The organism is Inconstantimicrobium porci (genome assembly GCF_009696465.1).
Taxonomy (GTDB): domain Bacteria; phylum Bacillota; class Clostridia; order Clostridiales; family Clostridiaceae; genus Inconstantimicrobium; species Inconstantimicrobium porci.
Genome location: NZ_VULX01000013.1, coordinates 16687 through 39753, shown reverse-complemented (window position 1 = coordinate 39753; position 23067 = coordinate 16687). Strand labels below are relative to the sequence as shown.

General features: G+C 31.3%; 24 protein-coding genes. 16 read left to right on the top strand and 8 right to left on the bottom strand.

The window, feature by feature from the left end; genetic code table 11:
• The first annotated feature begins 18 nt into the window (after positions 1 to 18).
• Positions 19 to 1266: a M23 family metallopeptidase gene (locus FYJ33_RS09655; protein WP_206046662.1), complete on the top strand. Its 1248-nt coding sequence runs from the start codon at positions 19 to 21 to the stop codon at positions 1264 to 1266.
• Positions 1267 to 1586: 320 nt separating this feature from the next.
• Here FYJ33_RS09655 and FYJ33_RS09650 read toward each other — a convergent pair whose 3' ends face one another.
• The 5 genes from FYJ33_RS09650 to FYJ33_RS09630 form a co-directional block, all read right to left on the bottom strand.
• The gene (locus tag FYJ33_RS09650) at positions 1587 to 2795 is read right to left on the bottom strand and encodes a S8 family serine peptidase (protein ID WP_154531540.1); all 1209 of its coding nucleotides are present in this window, start codon (positions 2793 to 2795) and stop codon (positions 1587 to 1589) included.
• Between the two features lie 85 nt (positions 2796 to 2880).
• Positions 2881 to 3696: an MBL fold metallo-hydrolase gene (locus FYJ33_RS09645; protein ID WP_154531539.1), complete on the bottom strand. Its 816-nt coding sequence runs from the start codon at positions 3694 to 3696 to the stop codon at positions 2881 to 2883.
• 24 nt (positions 3697 to 3720) lie between these two features.
• A complete protein-coding gene (locus FYJ33_RS09640; protein WP_154531538.1) occupies positions 3721 to 4152 on the bottom strand; it encodes a DMT family transporter in 432 nt (143 codons plus the stop codon).
• Positions 4153 to 4207: 55 nt separating this feature from the next.
• Positions 4208 to 4687, bottom strand: coding sequence for a dUTP diphosphatase (locus FYJ33_RS09635; protein ID WP_154531537.1), 480 nt, complete (start codon positions 4685 to 4687; stop codon positions 4208 to 4210).
• Between the two features lie 155 nt (positions 4688 to 4842).
• Positions 4843 to 5367: a hypothetical protein gene (locus FYJ33_RS09630; protein ID WP_154531536.1), complete on the bottom strand. Its 525-nt coding sequence runs from the start codon at positions 5365 to 5367 to the stop codon at positions 4843 to 4845.
• A gap of 288 nt (positions 5368 to 5655) precedes the next feature.
• Between FYJ33_RS09630 and FYJ33_RS09625 the strand changes: the two genes are divergently transcribed.
• From FYJ33_RS09625 to FYJ33_RS09585, 9 genes are all read left to right on the top strand, one after another.
• Entirely contained in the window at positions 5656 to 6915 is a 1260-nt protein-coding gene (locus FYJ33_RS09625; RefSeq protein ID WP_154531535.1) for a UDP-N-acetylglucosamine 1-carboxyvinyltransferase, read from the top strand.
• A 17-nt stretch (positions 6916 to 6932) separates the two neighbouring features.
• Positions 6933 to 7724: an MBL fold metallo-hydrolase gene (locus FYJ33_RS09620; RefSeq protein ID WP_154531534.1), complete on the top strand. Its 792-nt coding sequence runs from the start codon at positions 6933 to 6935 to the stop codon at positions 7722 to 7724.
• 78 nt (positions 7725 to 7802) lie between these two features.
• Positions 7803 to 8306, top strand: coding sequence for an SEC-C metal-binding domain-containing protein (locus FYJ33_RS09615; protein WP_154531533.1), 504 nt, complete (start codon positions 7803 to 7805; stop codon positions 8304 to 8306).
• 461 nt (positions 8307 to 8767) lie between these two features.
• The gene (locus tag FYJ33_RS09610) at positions 8768 to 8938 is read left to right on the top strand and encodes a hypothetical protein (protein WP_154531532.1); all 171 of its coding nucleotides are present in this window, start codon (positions 8768 to 8770) and stop codon (positions 8936 to 8938) included.
• A gap of 1 nt (position 8939) precedes the next feature.
• The gene (locus FYJ33_RS09605; RefSeq protein WP_154531531.1) at positions 8940 to 9077 is read left to right on the top strand and encodes a hypothetical protein; all 138 of its coding nucleotides are present in this window, start codon (positions 8940 to 8942) and stop codon (positions 9075 to 9077) included.
• The gene (locus tag FYJ33_RS09600) at positions 9064 to 9450 is read left to right on the top strand and encodes an EAL domain-containing protein (protein WP_154531530.1); all 387 of its coding nucleotides are present in this window, start codon (positions 9064 to 9066) and stop codon (positions 9448 to 9450) included. Before FYJ33_RS09605 ends, FYJ33_RS09600 begins: the two co-directional genes overlap by 14 nt.
• A 3-nt stretch (positions 9451 to 9453) precedes the next feature.
• Entirely contained in the window at positions 9454 to 10491 is a 1038-nt protein-coding gene (locus FYJ33_RS09595; protein ID WP_154531529.1) for a M42 family metallopeptidase, read from the top strand.
• A gap of 61 nt (positions 10492 to 10552) precedes the next feature.
• Positions 10553 to 11032, top strand: coding sequence for a 23S rRNA (pseudouridine(1915)-N(3))-methyltransferase RlmH (rlmH, locus tag FYJ33_RS09590; RefSeq protein ID WP_154531528.1), 480 nt, complete (start codon positions 10553 to 10555; stop codon positions 11030 to 11032).
• Between the two features lie 166 nt (positions 11033 to 11198).
• Entirely contained in the window at positions 11199 to 11636 is a 438-nt protein-coding gene (locus FYJ33_RS09585; RefSeq protein WP_154531527.1) for a hypothetical protein, read from the top strand.
• Positions 11637 to 11818: 182 nt separating this feature from the next.
• Here FYJ33_RS09585 and FYJ33_RS09580 read toward each other — a convergent pair whose 3' ends face one another.
• On the bottom strand, positions 11819 to 11920 hold the full coding sequence (locus FYJ33_RS09580; protein ID WP_154531526.1) for a putative holin-like toxin: 102 nt from the start codon (positions 11918 to 11920) through the stop codon (positions 11819 to 11821).
• A gap of 306 nt (positions 11921 to 12226) precedes the next feature.
• Between FYJ33_RS09580 and FYJ33_RS09575 the strand changes: the two genes are divergently transcribed.
• A complete protein-coding gene (locus FYJ33_RS09575; RefSeq protein WP_154531525.1) occupies positions 12227 to 13150 on the top strand; it encodes a MerR family transcriptional regulator in 924 nt (307 codons plus the stop codon).
• A 25-nt stretch (positions 13151 to 13175) separates the two neighbouring features.
• Here FYJ33_RS09575 and FYJ33_RS09570 read toward each other — a convergent pair whose 3' ends face one another.
• Positions 13176 to 14213 (bottom strand): FUSC family protein, encoded by a 1038-nt coding sequence (locus FYJ33_RS09570; RefSeq protein WP_154531524.1) that lies wholly within the window; start codon positions 14211 to 14213, stop codon positions 13176 to 13178.
• 425 nt (positions 14214 to 14638) lie between these two features.
• Here FYJ33_RS09570 and FYJ33_RS16375 point away from each other — a divergent pair, with 425 nt between their 5' ends.
• Both FYJ33_RS16375 and FYJ33_RS16370 read left to right on the top strand, forming a co-directional pair.
• Complete coding sequence (locus FYJ33_RS16375) at positions 14639 to 15103, top strand: hypothetical protein (RefSeq protein ID WP_235900824.1); 465 nt, start codon at positions 14639 to 14641, stop codon at positions 15101 to 15103.
• A 382-nt stretch (positions 15104 to 15485) separates the two neighbouring features.
• Positions 15486 to 16004 (top strand): RICIN domain-containing protein, encoded by a 519-nt coding sequence (locus FYJ33_RS16370; RefSeq protein ID WP_235900823.1) that lies wholly within the window; start codon positions 15486 to 15488, stop codon positions 16002 to 16004.
• A gap of 401 nt (positions 16005 to 16405) precedes the next feature.
• On the opposite strand, the gene FYJ33_RS09560 is transcribed toward FYJ33_RS16370, so the two are convergent.
• A complete protein-coding gene (locus tag FYJ33_RS09560) occupies positions 16406 to 16969 on the bottom strand; it encodes an NUDIX hydrolase (RefSeq protein ID WP_154531523.1) in 564 nt (187 codons plus the stop codon).
• Between the two features lie 171 nt (positions 16970 to 17140).
• Between FYJ33_RS09560 and FYJ33_RS09555 the strand changes: the two genes are divergently transcribed.
• The 3 genes from FYJ33_RS09555 to polC all read left to right on the top strand — a co-directional run bounded on the left by FYJ33_RS09555 (position 17141) and on the right by polC (position 23065).
• Positions 17141 to 17443: a hypothetical protein gene (locus FYJ33_RS09555; RefSeq protein WP_154531522.1), complete on the top strand. Its 303-nt coding sequence runs from the start codon at positions 17141 to 17143 to the stop codon at positions 17441 to 17443.
• Positions 17444 to 17508: 65 nt separating this feature from the next.
• Positions 17509 to 18564 carry an ABC transporter substrate-binding protein gene (locus FYJ33_RS09550; RefSeq protein ID WP_154531521.1) on the top strand — a complete coding sequence of 352 codons (1056 nt, stop codon included), beginning with the start codon at positions 17509 to 17511 and terminating at the stop codon, positions 18562 to 18564.
• A gap of 136 nt (positions 18565 to 18700) precedes the next feature.
• Complete coding sequence (gene polC / locus FYJ33_RS09545; RefSeq protein ID WP_154531520.1) at positions 18701 to 23065, top strand: DNA polymerase III subunit alpha; 4365 nt, start codon at positions 18701 to 18703, stop codon at positions 23063 to 23065.
• Positions 23066 to 23067: the final 2 nt, after the last annotated feature.

Sequence of the window (23067 nt, the reverse complement as noted above, 5' to 3'; positions counted from 1 at the left end):
TGTATAAAAAATGAAAGTATGGGTAAAGTAAAAGATGTGTTGCAAATAATTAAGATAATTATGGAAGGATGTATTATGGATAAAATTAAAAAGAATATAAAGGCGCCTAAGTTATTATGCTTAATATTTCCCTTATTTATGTGGTTTTCTTTAGATAGAACTATAACTAGGTATGAAGTGAAAAATCAGGGGATAATAGTTGGTTATGTAAATGATAAAGGTGAAGCTGATAAGGCATATAATGAACTTAAGAATGAAATTGCAGCAAAGTATAGCAATGTAAGGTTTCCTCAGAAGGATATTTCATTTAGAGTTATTAATGATACAAGTATAAACGCATCTTCAGTGCAGGAAATTAAGGAGAATTTAAAGAAGACACTTGATATAGAAGTTGATGCATACGATATGTATCTTAATAATAAAGAAATTGCAATTATATCATCAAGAGATGATGGAAGAAAGATTCTCCAATCTGTTGGAGATAGCTATATAAAGGACCTGAAGCTTAAAGAAGCAAATGTAAAATCAGTTGATATAGATACAAAAAGCACTTACAAGAAAGTACGAGTACAGCTTTCTAAAATAATATCTAATAAGGATGCGGCAAAAAGGATAAAAGAAATAAATAAGACTTATCCAGTAGTTAATGTACATATAGATGCTGTTGAAAAAATACAGGAAATAAAAAAGGAAGATACGGTAATGATGCCTGACAGCACCATGTATATAGGCAATATGAGGATGATAAAAGGTAGCCCTGGAAAGGCTGTTATTGATAAGCAGATTGCATATGTTAACGGCATTAAAAATAGTGAAAAGACAATAAAAGAGAATGTTACAATTCCAGCAATTGATACTATAGTTTATCATGGTGTGAAAAATCCTATTGCTGATGGAGTACCGTTTCTTCAGAGACCATCAAGAGGAATTATTACTTCTAATTATGGCAGAAGATATGGAGCAACTCATCACGGTATTGATATTGCAGCATGTTACGGATCAAATATAGGGGCTGCCCTGGATGGGGTAGTAAATGAAACAGGTTATAATTCTGTATATGGATATTATGTTAAGGTAAATCATGGAGGCGGTATAGAAACATTGTATGGACATAGCAGCAAGATACTCGTGCAAAAAGGTGACGTTATAAAGAAGGGTGATACAATCGCACTTGTAGGCAGCACTGGAAATAGTACAGGGCCACATATACATTTTGAGTTAAGAACAAATGGTGTTGCAATCAATCCGGCAAAATATATAATGTAATAATATATTTTAATAAGCGTCTATAAACTTTAATTAATTTGTTTAATAATTAAGTATTTGTTTAACAGGACACAGGTAATAGGTCACAGGTCACAGAAAAGGAGAAAATTTATTCGCAAGCTCATGGATTTTAAGTAATGGAGGCATATCCTCCAAACCACTAAAAAGAAAATTCAGAATAAGGCTTTGTTTTCTTTATGAAACTGCCCACAGGGAAGTTTCGTCATTATCTGTGACCTGTGACTTGTGCCCTGTTATATTATTTTTATGAGCTTCAATTTTAACAATTGAGGAGTCGAAATAGATCTTTAATTCTACTTTTACTTCAGTATTTGTGTTGGATCTATAAGTCCATAGCCTACCATATTTTTTGTTACATATTCTTTGTTTATATCTGGTGAGACTGCAGATAACTTAAAGAGTGATAAAATATCATTGAATGTAAGGTTTATGTTATCTTCAAAAAGCAATGCAATTATTGAACATATATAAGCAGAGGAACATGATGTGCCTGAATAAACAGTATAGAGCTTTTCAAGTTTGCTAGGATACAGTTTTATACCACGCCTTTCTGAAACAAAGGTTACATCTGAATTTAATGATGTTATATTCGAAGCTGCTGCTACAAATTCTGGCTTTGTAAGCTTTAGATAAGGACCGCTGGAAGAATATTCATATGGTTTATCTGTCTTGTAAGTATCATAGCCTCCTATTGTAAAACAGTATTTTGAAGTAGCGAAGCCTTTAATTGAGCAGTCACTGTTTTTGCTGCTGCCTGATGGTACCACAACTATGATGTTTTTATCACAACATTTTTTAAACATATCATTAAAAGCATTGATTATAAAAGAGTTATAACTTAAGTATTCTGCAGCAAGGCAGATTATTTTTATATTAGCTTCTTCATACATATCTATAATTATATCAAGAGCATAAAGTATATCTGAAACAAATCCTTTTCCCTTAGCATCAAAACATTTATAGACATATAGATTTGATTTTGTGGCAAGACCTTTATACATATTGTTGCAGTACAGACCGCTTCCACACATAATGCCAGCTATAAATGTACCATGGCCGTTATCATCATAAGGATAGTGAATGTTGTTTATGATATCATTGAAGTATATTATTCTGTTTACAGGTTCGGTAAGATCTTTATGAGGATAAACACCAGTATCTATTAGTGCAATGGAGATATTTTTGCCGCATAACTTATAATTATGAGAAAAGCGAAGTCCGTTAGCAGGTTCTATACCTATAGGAGATGCACATATGTGGCAATAATCATCAAAGCATACATAAGTTACTTCTGGCATTTCAATAAGCCTGTTTAAGGTAAGGCTTTTTACTTCTGCACATATAAGGCATATATGTTTTAAAGAAGAATAGACTGTACCATTGGATTTTTCTATTTTAGAGATAATTTTATCTGAAAAATTGTTGTATTTTATAAGTACTCTATATTTTTTATATATGTTTCGTTTCACACAGTATAAGAGATTCTCTTCAAGCTTTCGTTTAAACATAAAAAGACTCCTTAAAATTAGTTTCAGTATATGTATATGATTAATTAGTCTTTAAGTTGTACTCATAAAATAAAAAGACAAAGAATTAAAAATTAACTCTTTGCCCTATATCAGCAATATTTATTGAACCATCATTCAGTTCTTGAAGTTTTTTCATTGTGCGTTCTTCGTCATCAAGAGAAATGATAAATGTTCTATAATGTATAGGTAGCATTATAGAACTTTTCATTTTTTTAAACATTTTAAAGCTTTCTTCTGGTGAACAATGCATTACAGAAAATCTTTCAGGTGTATAGCACCCAACTGGCATCAATGCAATGTCGCTTTTAATATCATTGAAGTTTTCAGTATATGCTGTATCTCCTGCATAAAAAACTGTCTTATTATTGCATTTTATAAGATAAGCGTTAGATTCAGTAAATTTGCCAATATAAAATCTTCTTCCATCATGAATAGCTTCAAGTGATTCGATTCTTATATTATCATCTTCAAAAACTTCTCCTGGTGAAAGTTTATAGACATTATTAAAACCGATATGATTTAAAAAACGCTTATATATTGTAGGAACAATTACTATAGCATCCTTATTTATTTTTCTTAATGAAGGAAAGTGTATGTGATCTGTATGACCGTGTGATAAAAGTATGTAATCTACATGATATTTAGATATATCAACAGGAATTTTAACTACTCGTTTCATATATCCAAGATAGCCGCATAAAACAGGGTCAGTAAGTATTGTTGTACCGTTTATGTTTAAAAGGACGGTAGCATGACCAAGCCATAAAGCGGAATTCACCTCTAATGAGTCTGTATGACAGTTTCTTCTTTGCTTTGGAACTGTACATAAATTCCTAAATGTCATTCTAGACAAAAAAATAATATTTTTAAAAAAAGACATAATAAACTCCTTATATTAAATGTGTTAACTTCTCCATTTAAATATAATTATACCAATTATCATTACTATTACGCCAATTATTTTTGTAAATCCAAATCCAATTTTCTCAGAATCGAATAAACCAAAGAGGTCGATTAATGCAGCAGCAATAAGTTGTGCCACAAGGATTATTGAAATAGCATATGTAGGACCAAGTTTCAGGATACTCATCATTACGGTAAAAGTTATAATAACTCCTATTATTCCACCTGTAAGATATAATTTATTTGCACTTTGAATTTCTTTGAAATTTCCTTTACCAAATAATAGAGTAATTATAAGAGTTAAAACAAATGCTGAACCCTGAACTATAGTGTTTGTTTCCCATAGACCTATTTTTTCACCTAACCTGCTGTTAAAGACTCCTTGAATACTCATTGCAACACCTGCAATTATTGAAAAAATTATTCCGAACATAAAAAACACCTCCGAAAATTAGTATTTCCGATAGGCGCTTAATAAATGTATAAAATTACAGAGCTATACTAAAACATGTTGAACTGTTTAGAAAGCCTTTTTCTATTTTTGCCTGTGAAAAGCCTAGGCTTATTCCAAGACTTATAAAGTCTTCAAAAAGTGTTTGGTAATGATCTATTGAACATGAAATCATCATATCATTTATATCTACAAATAAGTTTAAGAACTGATCGCTTAAACAATAATCATTTGGACGTACATCTACTTCCTCGATATCGATATAATTTTTATCAAGTCCAATTGTAAGTATGTGACTTAAGCATTCAATATACTTGTCAAATATTTTGCTACTAATCATTTTGTAATTCTTATCAATCCAATATTTAAAGCACTGAGTTTCATTAGCTAATGCACTTAGCTTTACATTTAAGGCCAAATATTTTCTTGTAGACATTTTTGCTTTGTTTATTTTTGGGTCTATTACTAATAGCTTATTATACTTCCTCTGTTGATCATAGAATTTACCAATATTCATAAAAAGCCTCCCATCTTTATTAGAAAAAACCATAATAATATTTTACAAAATATTAAAAAAATTTTAAAGTGAGGTAAACGGTATCAGAATATTTTTTTTACATTTTATTATTTTAATGTTTTTTATGACCAATAGAGGATATAAAAATAAGCGACCTAATAATCTCTTAAAGTATATGTCTTAATAATAGAGTCAGGTTTATTGTTTAGAGATTTAGTCAGTTCTATTTTATTAACTTTTATTGTCTGAAAGTTTAAAGGAATATCAACATTAGAAATATTAACTTGATCTTTAATGTTTAGGTTTCCTAAAAATATACATAATTCATCCATATTATGGTTAGACTTAACATTAAAGCCATTAGAATATAATAATGCGTTAAAGCATCTATTAAACCTCTTGATATATCCTTTTGATTCAATGTTTAAATTAAGGGAATGGTATGAATTATTCTGAGCAGAAACGTTTAGTACTTCAACTTTAAATTTTTTATAAGGCGCTAGAAAACCTGTAATAATCTTATCAAGTTTATCAAAATCAGGATCTTCTATAGTTTCTAATAAGATTCGAGGCTTAGTAGCGTTTCTAGATGTTTTATATTTTTTTGAGATTCTTTTTTGAACAGCTTCTATATGACTGTATGAGTCATTATCAAATGAAGCAACTAAATAATATTTCATATTAAGCCCCTTTCCAAAATAAGTTATTAAACTTATCATAAATTATATCATATACTTGGAAGATAAAACAACAATCCTATCATTAACAAGGAAAAATTACCACATAGTATATAAAAAAATATCTTTAAATATTAGGCTTATATGATATAATGGAAGCTATGGACAAAAATTAATTATAATAAATAAAAAACATGATAATTTAGAATTTTACTTATAATATTGCAAGGAATTTTTCGATTATGAAAGTAAATTTTTTATAGAGAAAATTTATTGATAAGGGTGGAAACGATGGAAAAATTAGTTATTAAAGGCCGTACAACTTTAAATGGCGAAGTAGACATAAATGGAGCTAAAAATGCGGCAGTAGCTATATTACCAGCTACTGTTCTGGCAAGTAAAGGAAAGTGCATAATAGATAATATACCTGAAATTGAAGACGTAGAATGTTTAAAACAGATAATTACTGATTTGGGCGGAAAGATTAATACTATAGATAGTAATTCTGTTGAAGTTGATGCAAGTGAAATCTCAAACTGTGAAGCATGTACTGAATATGTAAGAAACATGAGAGCTTCTTACTATTTTATAGGAGCTTTGTTAGGAAGATTTAAACATGCAAAAGTTGATCTTCCAGGTGGATGCCCTATTGGTGTAAGACCAATAGACCAGCACATAAAGGGATTCGAAGCACTAGGTGCAGAAGTCAGTATCGAACATGGAACTGTAATTGTAAAGGCAGACAGACTTATTGGAACAAACATATTTTTTGATGTTGTAAGTATCGGAGCTACTATAAATGTTATGCTTGCAGCTGTATTTGCAGAAGGAACTACAGTGCTTGAAAATGCAGCAAAAGAACCACATGTTGTTGATGTGGCAAACTTCCTTAATACAATGGGAGCTGAAATAAAGGGAGCAGGTACAGATGTAATACGAATTAACGGTGTTAAAGAATTAAAAGGATGTTCTTATAGTGTAATACCTGATCAGATTGAAGCTGCTACTTTTATGATTGCAGCAGCAGCAAGCCATGGAGATGTAACAGTTAAGAATGTTATACCAAAGCATTTAGAATCAATAACAGCTAAGCTTGTTGAAATGGGCACAGAAGTTACATGTGGTGATGATTCTGTAAGAGTAAGATATGTTGGAGAAATGAAGGGAGTTAATATTAAAACTCTTCCTTACCCAGGATTCCCTACAGATGCTCAACAGCCAATGTGTACACTTTTATCTACTGTAAAAGGCAGAAGCCTTATAATAGAAACTATCTATGAAGCAAGACATAAGCATGTAGATGAACTTAGAAAAATGGGTGCAAATATCAAGGTTGAAGGTAGAACTGCAATAATAGAAGGTGTTGAAAGGCTTACAGGAGCAAGTGTAAAGGCTACTGATTTAAGAGCTGGAGCAGCTATGGTTATAGCAGGAATAATAGCTGAGGGAGTTACAGAAGTTCATAATATTGAACATATAGATAGAGGATATCCACATATAGAGAAAAAATTTAGAGCATTAGGCGCAAATATAGAAAGAGTAAGCGACTAGTTTTATGGGGGACAGAGATGAAGTTTTGTTCGTTGTATAGTGGAAGCGGTGGAAACAGTATTTTTATATCATCAGGAAACGCAAGGATTCTTGTAGACGCAGGTATGGCAGGCAAGAAGATAGATGAGGCATTAAAATCTATTGATGAAGATCCAAGAGATATAGATGGTATATTTATAACACATGAACATATTGATCATGTAAAAGGTGTCGGTGTCTTATCCAGGAAATATGATATTCCTATATATGCAAATGAACTTACGTGGATTGCTATGGAAAAAAGTATTGGTAATATAAAGAGTCATAACGTTAAATTTATGGATAGAAGAAGTAGTGTATCAATAAAAGATCTTGATATTAAAAGTTTTAATATACCACATGATGCAGCTGCACCAGTTGGGTATTCAATGTGTTGCAATGGAAAGATATGTAGTGTTGCAACAGACATGGGAACTTTTACTGAAGAGATAAAGGATAATATAAAAGAATCAGATGTAATGCTTATAGAAAGTAATCATGATGTACAGATGGTTAAGTATGGACCATATCCATATCCGCTTAAGACAAGAATATTAAGTGAAATTGGTCATTTATCAAATGATGATTGCGGTAATGCAATACTTGATCTTTTAAGAATTAAAGATAAAAGAAAGATATTCTTAGGACATTTAAGTAACACGAATAATTATCCTGAACTTGCTTATAAAACAGTAGGTAATATTCTTGAGGATAACGGAATAGTGATAGGAAACGATGTACACTTATCATTAGCGGAAAGAAATAATGCTAGTGAATGTTATATATTTTAAATATGACTACTTGAAAAATAAGTAAAAAATATTTATAATTTATGTAGTATAGTTAGTATTGATAGGAGAATGAGAGATATGAATTTATATAAACAATGGACTGATATGGTTGTAGATTTTGTTAAGAAAAATGGAGAGCCTGCTTTTTGGAAAGAATATGGTTCTATTGAAAAGAAAATATACATGGAGCTATTAGCTAATCATGAAACTGTAGTAAAGACATCTTTAACTGAACTTGCAAAGAAAGCTGATACAACAGTAGAATTTGCTATGGGATTCTTAGATGGAATCAATGACAGCTTAAAGAAGGAATATGACTTGGAAAAAATTACAGCTGATGATGAAGTGGTTTTAGATATTGATTTTGAGAAATTATACATAAACATGATTGATGCAAAAGCAGATTACTTATATCAACTTCCACAATGGGATGCTATATTCTCACAGGAGAAGAGAAAAGAATTAGCTAAAGAATTTAGAAAATCAAAAATAATAGTGAACGAAAATAAAGTTGGCAGAAACGATTCTTGTCCATGCGGTAGTGGAAAGAAATATAAAAAATGTTGTGGTAAGAACATATAGTATACAACAAAAAATGAATTAGAATAGTACAGAGGCAGTTAATTAATTTTTAATTAACTGCCTCTGTTGTTTGATTATATTTACTATATAAAGCACAAATTGACAAGGTATCATGTTATTAGTAATATATTAATATAAGGACTAAGATTAGGATGTGAAGACGTGGACATATCTACTATTCGACAGATGCTAGAATTTATAGTAACGGTATTAAATTTAATTGTAATAACATCATACATATTTTTTGTCTATTACGAAGATAAGTTATCAAGACATGAATATTATGTTAAGTCTATAGATGATATTAAAAAGTTTTCTGTAGCCTATTCTTTGGAAGCATCGCTCTTTGTCACTATATATTTTTGTATACAGGCAGGGATTAAAGAGAAAGTCGCTAGGATTATAGCTTTTTTTCATTTATATTAATATCAATAGGAGTAATAAGTTCAAGTTCACCATGTATGATAGATCTTGAACCATATGTGGGGATAACTGTTATTGATGGAGGACAAATAGGGTTTGACAAACTATTAAGTGAACTTGAACTAGCTTGCGATAATGCTAAAAAAAGTCCAGAATCATATTCTGTATATGAATATAAAATGTATGAGCAGCTTCAAAAAAAATCTTAATATGCAGGCAAAGTTAAAGAATGCAATTATGCATGACAGCTGGGAGGTATATCTACAGCCTAAGCCTTTTTTAGGAACTAATAATATATCAGGAGCAGAAGCTCTTGTGAGATGGAACAGAATCAGTGCTTATAAATAATATTGAACTTGTTAATGATACAATGAGGAAACTCAAAAAGGTCGGCTTTAGATTTTCGTTTGATGATTTTGGAACAGGATATTCATCATTATCATATCTTTCAAAAATGCATCTTGATGAACTTAAATTTGATAGAGGTTTTACGAATAGTAGTATGAAGGAACCAAAGGATAGAATTATTCTTCAGCAGGTAACATCTATGGCTAAAAAGTTAGGACTTGATATAGTAAGTGAAGGAGTAGAAGATAAAGAACAGTATGACATGATGAAGAATATTGGATGCACATATTATCAAGGGTATTATTACAGTAAACCAGTACCTTTTGATGAATTCTTAAATTTGTTAAATAAAGATCATAAAGAGGAGGATTAATCAATGGAATTAAAAATAAATAAAGAATACGTGTTAAAGACAGCAGAAGAAATATTAAAGTTTGATAGTCCAACAGGTTTTTGCTTTGATATAGTTGATTTAATTGAAAAGAAGGTTAATGAATTTGGATATAAACTTACTAGAACTAATAAGGGATGTGCAGTTATTGAAGTTCCAGGTAAAAGTAGTGAAAAGACTATAGGATTGTCTGCCCATGTTGATACACTTGGAGCTATGGTTAGGTCTATCACTGCAGATGGAACTTTAAAGTTCACATTACTGGGAGGACCATGTGTACCGACTCTTGATTCAGAATACTGTAAGATAAGAACTAGGGATGGAAAGATTTATACAGGTACTTTCTTAAGCACAAGTCCATCTGTTCATGTTTTTGATGACGCATCAAGCAAGAAACGCGAACCTCAAAATATGGAAGTTAGAATTGACGAAGTGGTTAAATCTAAAGAAGATGTTGAAAAGCTTGGAATATGTCCTGGAGATTTTATATTCATAGATCCTAAGACTACAATTACTGAAAGCGGATTTATTAAGTCAAGATTTATTGATGATAAGGGCAGTGTTTCTTGTCTTTTAGGACTTTTAGAAATGATGAGCAGAGAAAACATTGTTCCTTCATACAATGTGAAGATACTTATTTCTACATATGAAGAAGTTGGGCATGGAGCTGCATATCTTCCAAAGGATATTACAGAACTTTTAACTGTTGATATGGGATGTATTGGCGATGATTTAAGCTGTACAGAATATGATGTTTCTATATGTGCTAAAGATTCAAGTGGTCCATATGATTATAATATGACTACTGATCTTGTAAATTTAGCAAAGGCTAATGGTATAAGCTATGCTGTAGACATATATCCAAGATATGGATCGGACGTAAGTGCTGCTCTTAGCGGTGGAAATGATATAAGAGGTGCACTTGTTGGACCAGGAGTTCATGCTTCTCATGGAATGGAAAGAACTCATTATGAAGCTTTTGAGAATACAATTAAGCTTGTTTATCTATATATTACTAAGTAATTAATTTATTATAAATCCTCCTTTGTGGTACAATATCTGTATACACTTAGGAGGATTTTTTATGAACATTACACTTATAACTGTTGGTAAATTAAAAGAGAAATATTTAAAAGCAGCAATTGATGAGTATGCAAAAAGACTTTCAAGATACTGCAAACTTGAAATTATAGAACTTCAGGATGAAAAGACTCCTGAAAATGCTTCAGAGAAAGAAGAACTTGCAATAAAAGAAAAAGAAGGCAACGCTATCCTTAGCAGAATTAAAGACAGCATGTTTGTTGTAGCCATGGATCTTAACGGTAAGCAACTTACATCAGTGGAATTCTCAAAGTTTATAGAAAAGCAGTGCTTAATGGGCAACTCAAACATGGCATTTGTCATCGGAGGTTCACTTGGTCTTTCAGAAGATGTCATCAAAAGAGCAGACTATAAACTATGTTTTTCAAAAATGACATTTCCACATCAGCTATTCAGAGTAATGCTCCTAGAGCAGATATATAGAAACTTCAGAATAGCAAACAATGAACCGTACCATAAATAAGTGATGTTTTTAGCCTTAAACCTTCACAATACTGGGTTAACACAATTTTTATACGTGAAAATGGCGTATCATAAGTAATATTTTATTTACAGAATATGTTACAATATCATTGTAAATAAGTACGGTTAATATATTTGAAATTGTAGTTTAATGTGGAGGATAATATATGTGTGAAGAATGCTATGTAGATAATAATAGAATAACGCCATTACTTAAACCATTAGAATGTTTAAAGAATCATACCCAATATATTTGTGGAACTTGTGGACGTTGTATATGTATAGAGCATGACTCAAAAAGAGGACTACAGAGATGGAACTTCCCATTTAAATCTCTAGATATTGCAAAACTTTATTTAAGAACTGCTGATTATACTATGAAGAAGTCATGTGGTATTTATGAGATAAAGAATAATAAAGGTAGAATATCATATAAAATTTTTGCTGATGCTGAAGATGTAGAAGTTTATTTAAAAAAGAATAAAGGAAAGTTCTGTGATAAAATGTCTCCTGTTTTTTCGGTTAGAGAATACAGAGAATTTCCTAATACTGAAGTGAGAAAATTAGATTCTAATGAAATAGAAAAATATATGGCAGAACGTTAAGTTTTAAATTTATTATGTTTATTTTTTATAAAAATTTGATATAATATAAATAAGAAATACAGATAATAAAAAAGAAGAGTGCTGTAACACCCTTCTTATACAATTCTAGTTGCTTAGGCAACTGGTAGCACTAGATTTTTATGAAATAAAAATAGTAGCTTGTCAATTGCGAGATGGGGCTACTATTTTTTTGTGATTTTTTCTATAAGTAACACTATAAAAGTTAATAATGCTATTAAGAATATACCTGCTGTAAATAGTAACATTAAATCATCGTTACTCATAAGTATCACCTCCTTTCACAAGAAAGGTGAGCGATACCAGTAGCCCACATTCAACTATTAAATTGTACTTTTGGATTATACCATAATTAACTAGAATATATACACAAGAATAAAATGGTAAAACCTCACTTAATACCGATACGGAGAACCGTATCACAAGTAAGTGATGTTTTTAGTGTTAACCATTGGAATAAATGGGTTAGCACTATTTTTATATGTATAAATAAGATGAAATTTTTAAAATAATAAATTGTTATTGACTGATACCTAGGGGATTAGATTAACATATAAATTAGAGGTGGTTATATGTTAATAAAAGAAGTTTGTAGTTTAACAGGATTAACAAAGAAAGCAATTTCATATTATGAAAAACAGGGCCTTATAAGAGTTAGAAAAGGTAATAATGGATATAGAGAATACTCAAAAGAAGACATAGCATTATTAAATGAAATATCATTATATAGAAAATTAGATATAGCTATTAAAGATATTAAAATAATAATAAATAGTAAAGATAAGAAGAGCATAATTAATAACATTATAAAAGAAAAACAAGATAAAGAAATACAGATAAAAAAAGAGAAGGTATATCTAGAAAAAGTATTAAATAATAATTTTAATGAAATTTTTATTAGAGAGATGAATAAAGAAATTATAGAAATAGAAAAAAATAATGGTGAATTTATTAAAAAAGAATTAATTAGAGCTTTTCCAAATGGTATAGGTATATATTTATCATATCACTTTGCGCCATATTTAAATGAACCAATAGATACACAAGAGAAGTATCAAGCATGGATGGAGATTGTTGAATTTTTGGATAATGTTCCGGATATAAAAGTACCTAGAATTATTCAAGCTGTATATGAAAATACAACTGAAGAGATGGCAAAACATATGAATGAAAATATGAGAAATGAGATAAATAATATGTTAAATGCAGAAGGTGTGGAATTAGAAAGGTATAAGAAAAAGTTATTGGATAATATAGAAAAACAAAATGATAAATCTCTAGTAAAATTAATAAATCCATTTAATAAATTTAAAAAACAGATTAATGATTTCTTTGATAGCAGTGGATATTATGATGTATTTATACCTAACATGAAAATATTAAGTAGTGAGTACAAAGATTATCATGATAAACTTACAACGTTAAATGATAAGTTATCTAAGGAATTAGGGATTAAGTATGATGAAAATATGAGAATAATAATATCTAAAAAGTAAAACCGCCATATTGGCGGTTTTATAATTATCTTTCATTACCTACAAGTTTACAAAAATATTTATTAAAAACTATTCCATATACAGAACCTAGAACATTATTAAAAACTCTATAGAATATAGCTGCTGGAAAGCCTAGAAGCGTTGATGCAGCAGATATAGCTCCAAATGTATTAAATACTGACTGGAAGCCATAAGTTGCAGAAAGTCCTACCCCTATTCCTCCAATAGTTCCAATGTTATTATACATAAATTCTGGACAGTAAGCATAAATAATAAATACTAGTAAAGCTCCAAAAACATTTCCTAAAATTCTTTCCTTTACTTTTTGCTTTTTACCTGTTGGGAAAGGAGTTACTATAGACATAACTGCAATACCTGCCCATATATGTCTTGGAAGATTTATCATTCTTGCAATAAGTAGGATCGAAGATATAGCAAGAGTAAGAGATAACTGCCATTTTGTTCTATGGGCGTTGATATCAAACTCTTGAAAGAAACTTAAAAAGTTTAGCTCATAAGTCTTTTTTCTATGATTTCTAAAATATATTATTCCAGTAATTATAGCACCTACAGCAATAGCCTCTAATCTTTTAATATAAGCATTTCCATATACATCATAACCATATAGTAAAAGGTATCCTAATACTAATGTAGAATGATTACACATTTTTTCATTATGACATCCTAAAAACATTAATAGAAAAATACATACACTATTCACTAATGATTCAACGTATATATTACTAGCATTACTTAATCTTGGTCCTATAGCTAAAATTGCAAATATAGCTATTAAGGAAGGAAGTGCATGGGATGTTTTTATTGATAAATCTATATTTCTAAATACTAAAACAAAAAGAAGAACAATAACACCAACAATACTGTTATCATTACCAAAAAACTTGCTATAAGCAATTACAAACGCCATACAAAATACCATGGTTATAAAAATCTTAAAAATATAAATAGCTAAATGTCTTAATTTTTCTTTATTATTTTGTGAATTTCTAATAAGCTCTTTTGAACCTGCTTGGTTTAACTGCAATTCTTCATAAAATGTCATATATTCAGCCCCCTAATTTTTTTTAGTCAGTAAAAAAGCATTATACGCTTCAAAAAATACATTGTCAATTGTTGAAAATTTGTAGTTTGTGTCAAGTAAATGTTGGCAAAAATATATCTTTTTAAACTTTTTATTAATTATCCATTATTTTACATATAAATTGTATTTTTTCCCTTCCCTGTAAATCTATTTTATTTATCAATTTTCCTGCCTACAAAAATTATACTCTAACAAATTTGTATTTTTATTTATTCAAGAATACATATAGCCAATATACGAATAAGATAGTTAAGTTTATTTACAACTAATGTATTATGAATAGGGGTGGATATTTATGTAAGTAAAGGCCGCTTAATAATATATTTATTAAAAGGAGGAAAAAGTATGAAAAGAAGAAAAAAATAATATCAGCAGTTCTTGTATTTATGCTGATTATTGGAAGATTGGTAGGAAATGGAATAACAGCTCATGCAGCAGATACAATGATTGTAGACTGTAACGCTGTTATAAGAGGAGCAACACATTGTGCAAATGGATCACTTTATGGATTAATAGAAAACGTTCCCTATGATTTGAATGAACTTGTTGCACCATTACATCCATATGTATTTAGAAATCCTGCACGCGGCGGCAATGGAAGTCAGCATCCTTATGGAGATGCTATAAAGGTTGCAAGACGACTTTCAAGTATACCAAGTGCAAGAGTTTCAATTGATTTAGCAGATATGTTACCATATTGGCCTTATAGATGGCCAGGAATGGATGGCTGGTTAAATCAAGTAAGATCATTTGTAAATGATAAAAAAGCATCTGGATGTAGGAACTGGTATGGTTATGAAATTTGGAATGAGCCAGATGGTACTTTCAAAAAACAATGGTGTTTCATTTGAGAAAATGTGGAAACAAACTTATCGTTTACTTAAATCACTTGATCCAACTGAAAAAATTATAGGACCTTGTGATAGTTGGTATAATCATAATAGAATGAGATCATTTTTACAATTCTGTAAAGCAAACAATTGTCTCCCTGATATTATGAGTTGGCATGAACTTTCTGGACTTAGTGGAGTATCTAGCCATATAAAAGAATATCGTAAGTTAGAATGAGAATTAGGAATTAGAGAATTACCAATATCTATAAATGAGTACTGCGATTCAAAGCATGAGCTTGAAGGACAACCTGGATCAAGTGCAAGATTTATTGGAAAATTTGAGCGTTATAAGATTGACAGTGCTGCAATATCATGGTGGTTTACTAATGCACCAGGACGTTTGGGAAGTTTACTAGCAACTAATACACAAAAGGGAGCTGGATGGTACTTCTATAAGTGGTATGGTGATATGACTGGTAATATGGTTAATGTTATTCCACCTAATGATAATAGTGATAAAGTGGATGGTGTAGCTTGCGTAGATAACAATCAAAAATATGTAAGCTTTATTTTTGGTGGTCCAAATGACGGAACAATTAATACGACATTTAGAAATTTACCTTCATTTATCTCATCTAAGGCAAGAGTAAAAATTGAAAAGATAGATTGGGTAAATAAAGATGCAGTATCATATGGTCCTAAAACTGTATCAAATTCAGTATATAATGTTGTTAATGGACAGACAAATCAAAGATGGAATATCAAAAAGACTAATGATGGTTACTATATATTACAGAACATTAATAGTGGTAAGGTGCTAGATGTAGAGTATGGATCTAATGAAAATGGAGCAAATGTAATTCAGTGGTACTCAAATAATGGCTATAATCAGCAATGGAGGCTGGTACGAGTAAATTAGTAATTTGCTGGTCGAAAAGTATATATTATAGACCTTGACGTATTACAGAATTTAATAATGAAGAATCTTAGAACAAGAGGTTGGTTACAAATTGTTTGGAGCAACTATTATGATTGCTCCAGACAATTTTCATTTTGGGAGCTATATTGAGGAAGTAATGAAAACTCTCCTTTTGACATGTTACGGTGAACCGTACCATAAGTGAGAGTCCAAATCTATGATTTGGCTTCTCGAACTTGCCCAACCGAGCAAGGTCGAGGTTGGATGCCATTAAACGCTTATAGCGTAAAAAGATGACCTTAAGTACTTACCTCTCTGAGCGCAGTCTAAGCGGGACGTCATTTAAAGCCGAAGACAGAACTTTAGCCTTAACCCAGTATTACCAAGGGTTAAGGCTATTTTTATCTGAAATATTTCAGCTTTTCATTTAACTTGTTATAGATATTATCTCTAAACCACTTTTCTGAAGAGGCTTTTATGGCTTCATCAAGTGCAAACCACTTAACGCCACTGTTTTCATCAGGTTTTATTGATAAAGATTCAGCTTCATCTGCTTCTATAAGGTATGTAACATTTAAGTGAAGGTGGGAAGAAACATACTCACCTCTCTTAATATGTCCATCCACAGTTAGTACTTCAAGTGAATAGATATCATCTGAAACTGGATGAATATTATGTATACCACTCTCTTCTTCAACTTCACGCATAGCGGTGCTTAACAGATCTGTCTCTCCATCTGCATGTCCTCCAAGCCATGACCATGAATCATATATGTTGTGGTAAGCCATCAGCACCTTATCATGTGTTTTGTTAACCACCCAGGCTGATGCAGTCATGTGGGCAAGATTATTTTCCCTTGAAAAAATATTATCAAACTGCTTAAGACAGGAAATGATAAATGACTTATCTTTTTCTTCCTGCTCATTAACAGGCTGATACTTCTCCAGCTGTTCAATTAATTTCATAGATTATATCCCCTTTTTAAATAAAATTTGATTTTAATCACATCAATATATACCCTATAAGTTTATTATACATATAAAAATACATTTAAAACCATAATAGAAGTAAGAAAATATATAAGGTGATGTTATAATATACAAAGAAAAATAGATAAATGACACAGGAGTGGAAAGATGGCAGAGATAGAAAAGAAATTACAGCAGGAAGTTTTAAAAGGCTGTAAAACAGCAGAAAAAGAATATGGATGTAAAATGACAAGACTTATAGGTACTATAGAAAGATTCGGTATAGTTAATACTGCTAAGGAAATTATCAGAAAAGGCAGAACTTCTGATTGTTTTAACAAGTTAGCAGAAAAGGGACATATTGAATTAACTATGGAAGCAATAATTGTTAAACCACAGTATCAAGAGCTGTTTACTGATGAAGAAGTGAATGCCTGCTTTGAATTATTATGTGAAAATCAGTATTATTAGTTGATTGACTGATTATAATATAGTATGTTTATAAAGGATAATAATTATTAATAAGGAAGTGCAGCATGAAAAGAAAATTAAGATTATTGAGTTTATGCATCTGTGTACTTATAATGGGCTCAGTTTTTGTTGGGTGCAAAAAGAATGAAGCTAAAGTTGTTAATTTTTTGAATTACGGCGAAAACATAGATGATAAGACTTTAAGCGAATTTGAGAAAAAATATGGCATCAAGGTTAACATGGACACATTTGATGACATGGAAACTATGTATCAGAAGGTAAGCAGTGGCAGCGTAAAATACGATGTTATCCTTGTATCTGATGCTTTAATGCCAAGAATGATAAAACAGAATCTTCTAAAGAAGCTTGATAAGAAGAACATACCGAATTTATCACAAATGGATGATGTTTATTTAAATCTTGATATAGATAAGGGAAACCAGTATTCAGTACCATACATGTTTGGAACTGTAGGTATTGTTTATGACAAGAATAAGGTGAAAGAACAGGTAGACAGCTGGGATATATTATGGAATGAAAAATATAAAGGTAATATCTTTATGTTTGATACTTACAGAGACACAATGGGAGCAGCTTTAAAGAAGCTTGGATATTCATTAAATTCAGCTGATAAGAATCAGATTAAGGAAGCTGAAGAGTTACTTATAAAGCAGAGAGAAACTGTTAAGCCTATATATGGTGTTGACGAAGGAACTACAATGATTCCTAATGGTGAAACTGCTATCAATATGATATGGTCAGGAGAAGGTCTTAACCTTCAGAAAGAACATCCAAATCTTGAGTATATAGTACCTAAAGAAGGTGCGAACTTCTGGATAGACAGTCTTTGCATACCTAAGAATGCTGAAAATGTAGAGGGTGCAGAAAAGTTTATCAACTTTGTAAGTGATAAAGATGCAGCTTTAAGAATAGCAGACGAGATAGGATATACTACTCCAAACAAGGAAGCAAAAGCTATGCAGCCTGATGAAGTAAAGAATAATCCAAATGCATATATGACTAAGGAAGTAATGTCTAGATGCGAAATATACAAGGATCTATCAAGTGATGTTAAGAAGATTTACGATGCAGCATGGGTGCACATAAAATCAAGCAACTAGATAGATAATGAGAAGGCCGGTAAGGCCTTCTTTTTTTATGATTAAATGTAATAATGTACAATCTATTTAAGATGTTATATGTGATATAATATTTTGTAGCGAGAAATACTAAAAATTTTTTTAGGAAGGTAAAACAATGAAAAAGGTAAATGAAATTTTTAGTGATTATAAGTCTGGAGGCAGCATATGTGCTGCAATTGTGGAAAATGCGGCGCTGAGGAAAAAGACAAAAACATTAGAATTAACTATAAGTTCAGATAAATATATAAGTCTAAATGAAGTCCAGGGACTTAATACGTTTTTAAGAAAAAGGTTTATGCTTAATGATTCCATAATAAGTATTAACTATACAGATGAAGTAACTAAAAAACCTATAGAAGAGAGTATTGAAGATATTATTGTCATGCTTTGTGATAGATATCCATTTTTAAAAGCCTCATTAAATAATTGTGATTATGAAATTGAAGATAAAATCATTAACTTTAAATTTAAAATAGTGGTATCAGATATTTTAAGAGGAATGAGTTATGATAAGAAGATTGAAGATGCCATAAGAAACTTTTATGGTAAAACATATAAGATAAATTTCGTAGATAACATAAGTGCTGAGGAACTTATGAAGATTAAGATGGAAGAGGAAAGAAAGATACTTTCTGAAGCAAGAAAGCATATACATGCTACACCTAAAACTGATACAACTATGAAGAAAGAAGTAGCAGTAGCTAAAGATACTTCTGATAGTGATAGTAAGGATAATGGCAAAGGTACTAAAAAGAAAGATGCCAATGTCATTTACGGAAGATATGGCTATATAAAAGAAAAGGTAATCAAAATTACAGATATAACACCAGATGAAGGCGTTGTTGCACTTGAAGGAGAAATTTCAAATCTTGAATCAAAAGAACTTAGAAGCGGTAAAATGCTTATATCATTTGACTTATATGATGGATCAAGTTCTATGACATGTAAATCATTCGTACAGCCTGATCAGTATGATGAAGTATACGCAAGGCTTAAAAAAGCCAGAGGTGTAAAGCTTGCAGGAAGAGCAAGTCATAGTAATTTCTCTGGAGAAGTGGAAATGCTGGCAAATACAATTCTTGAAACTGAAGGTATGAAGAAGGTAACAAGAATGGATGATGCAGAAGTGAAGAGAGTAGAACTTCACATGCATACTAAGATGAGTCAGATGGACGGCATGACAAGTGCTGGAGACCTTATAAAGAGAGCTATGAAGTGGGGAATGAAGTCAATAGCTATTACAGACCATGGTGTGGTTCAGGCGTTCCCTGAAGCACATAAGCTTCTTGGAAGAGACAATCCTGATATGAAAATTATTTACGGTGTTGAAGGCTATCTTGCACCAGATAAAAAACCATCAGTTAAGAACATAAAGGGACAGGATATAGATACAACTTATTGTGTGCTTGACCTTGAAACTACAGGTTTTTCACCTATTACTGAAAAGATAACAGAAATAGGTATTATGAAAGTTAAAGAAGGAAAGGTAATAGATAGTTTCAGTTGTTTTGTAAATCCTGAAAAACCTATTCCGCCTAGAGTTGTTGAAGTAACTAATATTACTGATGATATGGTAAGGGATGCAGAAACAATTGATAAAGTTTTCCCTAAGATGCTTGAGTTTTTAGAGGATTCAGTTCTTGTAGCACATAATGCTGAATTTGATGTTGGATTCTTAAAACATTATGCAAAAGAATTAGGTTATGATTTTGATTTTACTTATTTAGATACACTTTCATTAGCACAAGATATTTATCCTGATTTTAAAACTTATAAGCTTGGCAGAATAGCTAAAAATCTAGGAATTAAAGTTGAAGTTGCTCATAGAGCACTTGATGATGTTGATACTACAGTAAAAGTTTTTAATAAGATGATAGATGAGCTTAAGGAAAGAGGAGCAAAGACTGTTAGCGATATAGATGAATTTGCTTCAACTGAAGAGTCAAAGAAGGTAGCATATAAAAAGCTTAAAACTTATCATGTTATCATCCTTGCTAAAGATTACGTTGGACTTAAGAACTTATACAAACTTGTATCTTATTCTCATCTTGATTACTTCTACAAGAAACCTCGTATACTTAGAAGCATGCTGGATAAGTACAGAGAAGGACTTATTGTAGGAAGTGCATGTAGTGAAGGAGAACTTTATCAGTCAGTACTTCTAGGAAAAGCTGAAGAAGAAATTGAGAAAATTGCACAATATTATGATTATCTAGAAATACAGCCATTAGCTAATAATGATTACCTTGTTAGAAATGGTGAAGTGCCAGATAAAGAGTATCTTAAAACAATTAATAAAAAAATAATTAAACTGGCAGATAAATTTAATAAGCCTGTAGTAGCAACAGGTGACGTTCATTTTATGGACCCTGAAGATGAAATATACAGAAGAATTCTTGAGGCAGGACAAGGATTTAAAGATGCAGATAACCAAGCACCTTTATATCTTAGAACTACAAAGGAAATGCTTGATGAATTTGCATATTTAGGTAGTGATAAGGCTTATGAAGTAGTTGTTACAAACACAAATAAGATATCTGATATGTGTGAGCAGATAAGCCCAATTTCCCCAGAAAAGTGTCCGCCTCATATAGATGGTTGTGAACAGACAATAAAGGATATTGCGTATAACAAAGCACATGAACTTTATGGTGATCCGCTTCCTGAAATAGTACAGGAAAGACTTGATAGAGAGCTTGATTCTATTATTAAGAATGGTTTCTCAGTTATGTATATCATTGCTCAGAAGCTTGTATGGAAATCAAATGAAGATGGATACCTAGTTGGTTCGAGAGGATCAGTTGGTTCTTCGCTTGTTGCCTATATGACAGGTATTACAGAAGTTAATTCACTTGCACCTCATTACAGATGTCCTAAGTGTAAATATTCAGATTTTAACGATTATGGCGTAAGTAATGGCTTTGACCTTCCTGACAAGACTTGTCCAGTCTGTGGTGAACCACTTGATAAGGATGGAATGGATATACCGTTTGAAACATTCCTTGGATTCAACGGTGATAAGGAACCTGATATAGATTTAAACTTCTCAGGTGAATATCAGGCAAAGGCTCATAGATATACAGAAGTTATTTTTGGTAAAGGAACTACATTTAAGGCTGGAACAATAGGTACAGTTGCTGAAAAGACAGCATTTGGATACGTTAAAAAGTATTTTGAGGAAAGGAATAAACCAATAAGTAAGGCGGAAACAATGAGAATTGCCAAGGGATGTACTGGAATAAAGAGGACTACTGGACAGCATCCAGGAGGTATCATAGTTGTACCTAAGGGAAGAGAAATATTTGAATTCTGTCCAGTGCAGCATCCAGCCGATGATCCAACTTCAGATATAATTACAACACATTTTGATTATCACTCAATTGATCAGAACCTATTGAAGCTTGATATACTTGGTCATGATGATCCCACTGTAATTAGAATGCTACAGGATATAACAGGAGTTAATCCGCATAAGATTCCACTTGATGATAAAGAGACTATGTCCATATTCTCTTCAACTGATGCATTGGGAGTTACACCTCAGCAGATAAATTCTGAAGTTGGTACATACGGAATACCGGAATTCGGAACTAAGTTCTCAAGGGGAATGCTTGTTGATACAATGCCAAAGCATTTTGCTGACCTTTTATGTATATCTGGACTTTCTCATGGTACAGATGTATGGGTAGGTAATGCTAAAGATCTTATTGATTCAGGAATAATAACAAGTATTAGTGATGCAGTATGTTGTAGAGATGATATTATGGTTTACCTAATTAAGCAGGGGTTACCTAAAGATACTGCATTCAAGATAATGGAGACTGTACGTAAGGGTAAAGCATTAAAGGACCCTGTAAAGTGGGCAGAATATGAAGCTTTAATGAGAGAGCATGATGTACCTGAATGGTATATAGAATCATGTAAGAAGATTAAATACATGTTCCCTAAGGCCCATGCTGCAGCTTATGTAATGATGGCATTTAGAATTGCATGGTTTAAGGTTCACATACCAAAAGCTTATTATGCAGCTTATTTTAGTATAAGAGCAAAGGCTTTTGATGCTGAATTTATGATTTTCGGCAAAGAAAAAGTCAAAGAAAAAATGAAGGAAATAAAGATGCAGGGAAATGATGCAGCTCCTAAAGACAAGGATATGTATGATGATATGGAACTTGTATTAGAAATGTATGAAAGAGGATTTAAGTTCTTGCCAATTGATTTATATAAATCAGATGCAACTAAGTTTAAAGTTGAAGAAGATGGACTTAGACCACCACTTAACAGTATTTCTGGTATGGGTAATGTAGCAGCAGAAGCAATATATAAAGTTTGTCATGAACAGACACCAATTAGTTCTATAGATAATTTAAGAAAAAGAGCAAAGATAGGAAATGCTTCTATAGATCTTTTAAGAAAGTTTGGATGTTTAAACGGGCTACAGGAAAGCGACCAGGTAAGTTTCTTTGATATGATAGGCTAGGA

Bases quoted from the DNA above. Each gene is read 5' to 3' on its own strand.
- rlmH (WP_154531528.1), top strand. From the start codon at position 10,553: ATGAACATTACACTTATAACTGTTGGTAAATTAAAAGAGAAATATTTA.
- FYJ33_RS09560 (WP_154531523.1), bottom strand. From the start codon at position 16,969: ATGAAATTAATTGAACAGCTGGAGAAGTATCAGCCTGTTAATGAGCAG.
- FYJ33_RS09580 (WP_154531526.1), bottom strand. From the start codon at position 11,920: ATGAGTAACGATGATTTAATGTTACTATTTACAGCAGGTATATTCTTA.
- FYJ33_RS09650 (WP_154531540.1), bottom strand. From the start codon at position 2,795: ATGTTTAAACGAAAGCTTGAAGAGAATCTCTTATACTGTGTGAAACGA.
- FYJ33_RS09655 (WP_206046662.1), top strand. From the start codon at position 19: ATGGGTAAAGTAAAAGATGTGTTGCAAATAATTAAGATAATTATGGAA.
- FYJ33_RS09555 (WP_154531522.1), top strand. From the start codon at position 17,141: ATGGCAGAGATAGAAAAGAAATTACAGCAGGAAGTTTTAAAAGGCTGT.
- FYJ33_RS09585 (WP_154531527.1), top strand. From the start codon at position 11,199: ATGTGTGAAGAATGCTATGTAGATAATAATAGAATAACGCCATTACTT.
- FYJ33_RS09595 (WP_154531529.1), top strand. From the start codon at position 9,454: ATGGAATTAAAAATAAATAAAGAATACGTGTTAAAGACAGCAGAAGAA.
- FYJ33_RS09620 (WP_154531534.1), top strand. From the start codon at position 6,933: ATGAAGTTTTGTTCGTTGTATAGTGGAAGCGGTGGAAACAGTATTTTT.
- FYJ33_RS09630 (WP_154531536.1), bottom strand. From the start codon at position 5,367: ATGAAATATTATTTAGTTGCTTCATTTGATAATGACTCATACAGTCAT.
- FYJ33_RS09625 (WP_154531535.1), top strand. From the start codon at position 5,656: ATGGAAAAATTAGTTATTAAAGGCCGTACAACTTTAAATGGCGAAGTA.
- FYJ33_RS09645 (WP_154531539.1), bottom strand. From the start codon at position 3,696: ATGTCTTTTTTTAAAAATATTATTTTTTTGTCTAGAATGACATTTAGG.
- polC (WP_154531520.1), top strand. From the start codon at position 18,701: ATGAAAAAGGTAAATGAAATTTTTAGTGATTATAAGTCTGGAGGCAGC.
- FYJ33_RS16375 (WP_235900824.1), top strand. From the start codon at position 14,639: ATGCTGATTATTGGAAGATTGGTAGGAAATGGAATAACAGCTCATGCA.
- FYJ33_RS09610 (WP_154531532.1), top strand. From the start codon at position 8,768: ATGATAGATCTTGAACCATATGTGGGGATAACTGTTATTGATGGAGGA.
- FYJ33_RS09635 (WP_154531537.1), bottom strand. From the start codon at position 4,687: ATGAATATTGGTAAATTCTATGATCAACAGAGGAAGTATAATAAGCTA.
- FYJ33_RS09640 (WP_154531538.1), bottom strand. From the start codon at position 4,152: ATGTTCGGAATAATTTTTTCAATAATTGCAGGTGTTGCAATGAGTATT.
- FYJ33_RS09575 (WP_154531525.1), top strand. From the start codon at position 12,227: ATGTTAATAAAAGAAGTTTGTAGTTTAACAGGATTAACAAAGAAAGCA.
- FYJ33_RS09605 (WP_154531531.1), top strand. From the start codon at position 8,940: ATGCAGGCAAAGTTAAAGAATGCAATTATGCATGACAGCTGGGAGGTA.
- FYJ33_RS09615 (WP_154531533.1), top strand. From the start codon at position 7,803: ATGAATTTATATAAACAATGGACTGATATGGTTGTAGATTTTGTTAAG.
- FYJ33_RS09550 (WP_154531521.1), top strand. From the start codon at position 17,509: ATGAAAAGAAAATTAAGATTATTGAGTTTATGCATCTGTGTACTTATA.
- FYJ33_RS09570 (WP_154531524.1), bottom strand. From the start codon at position 14,213: ATGACATTTTATGAAGAATTGCAGTTAAACCAAGCAGGTTCAAAAGAG.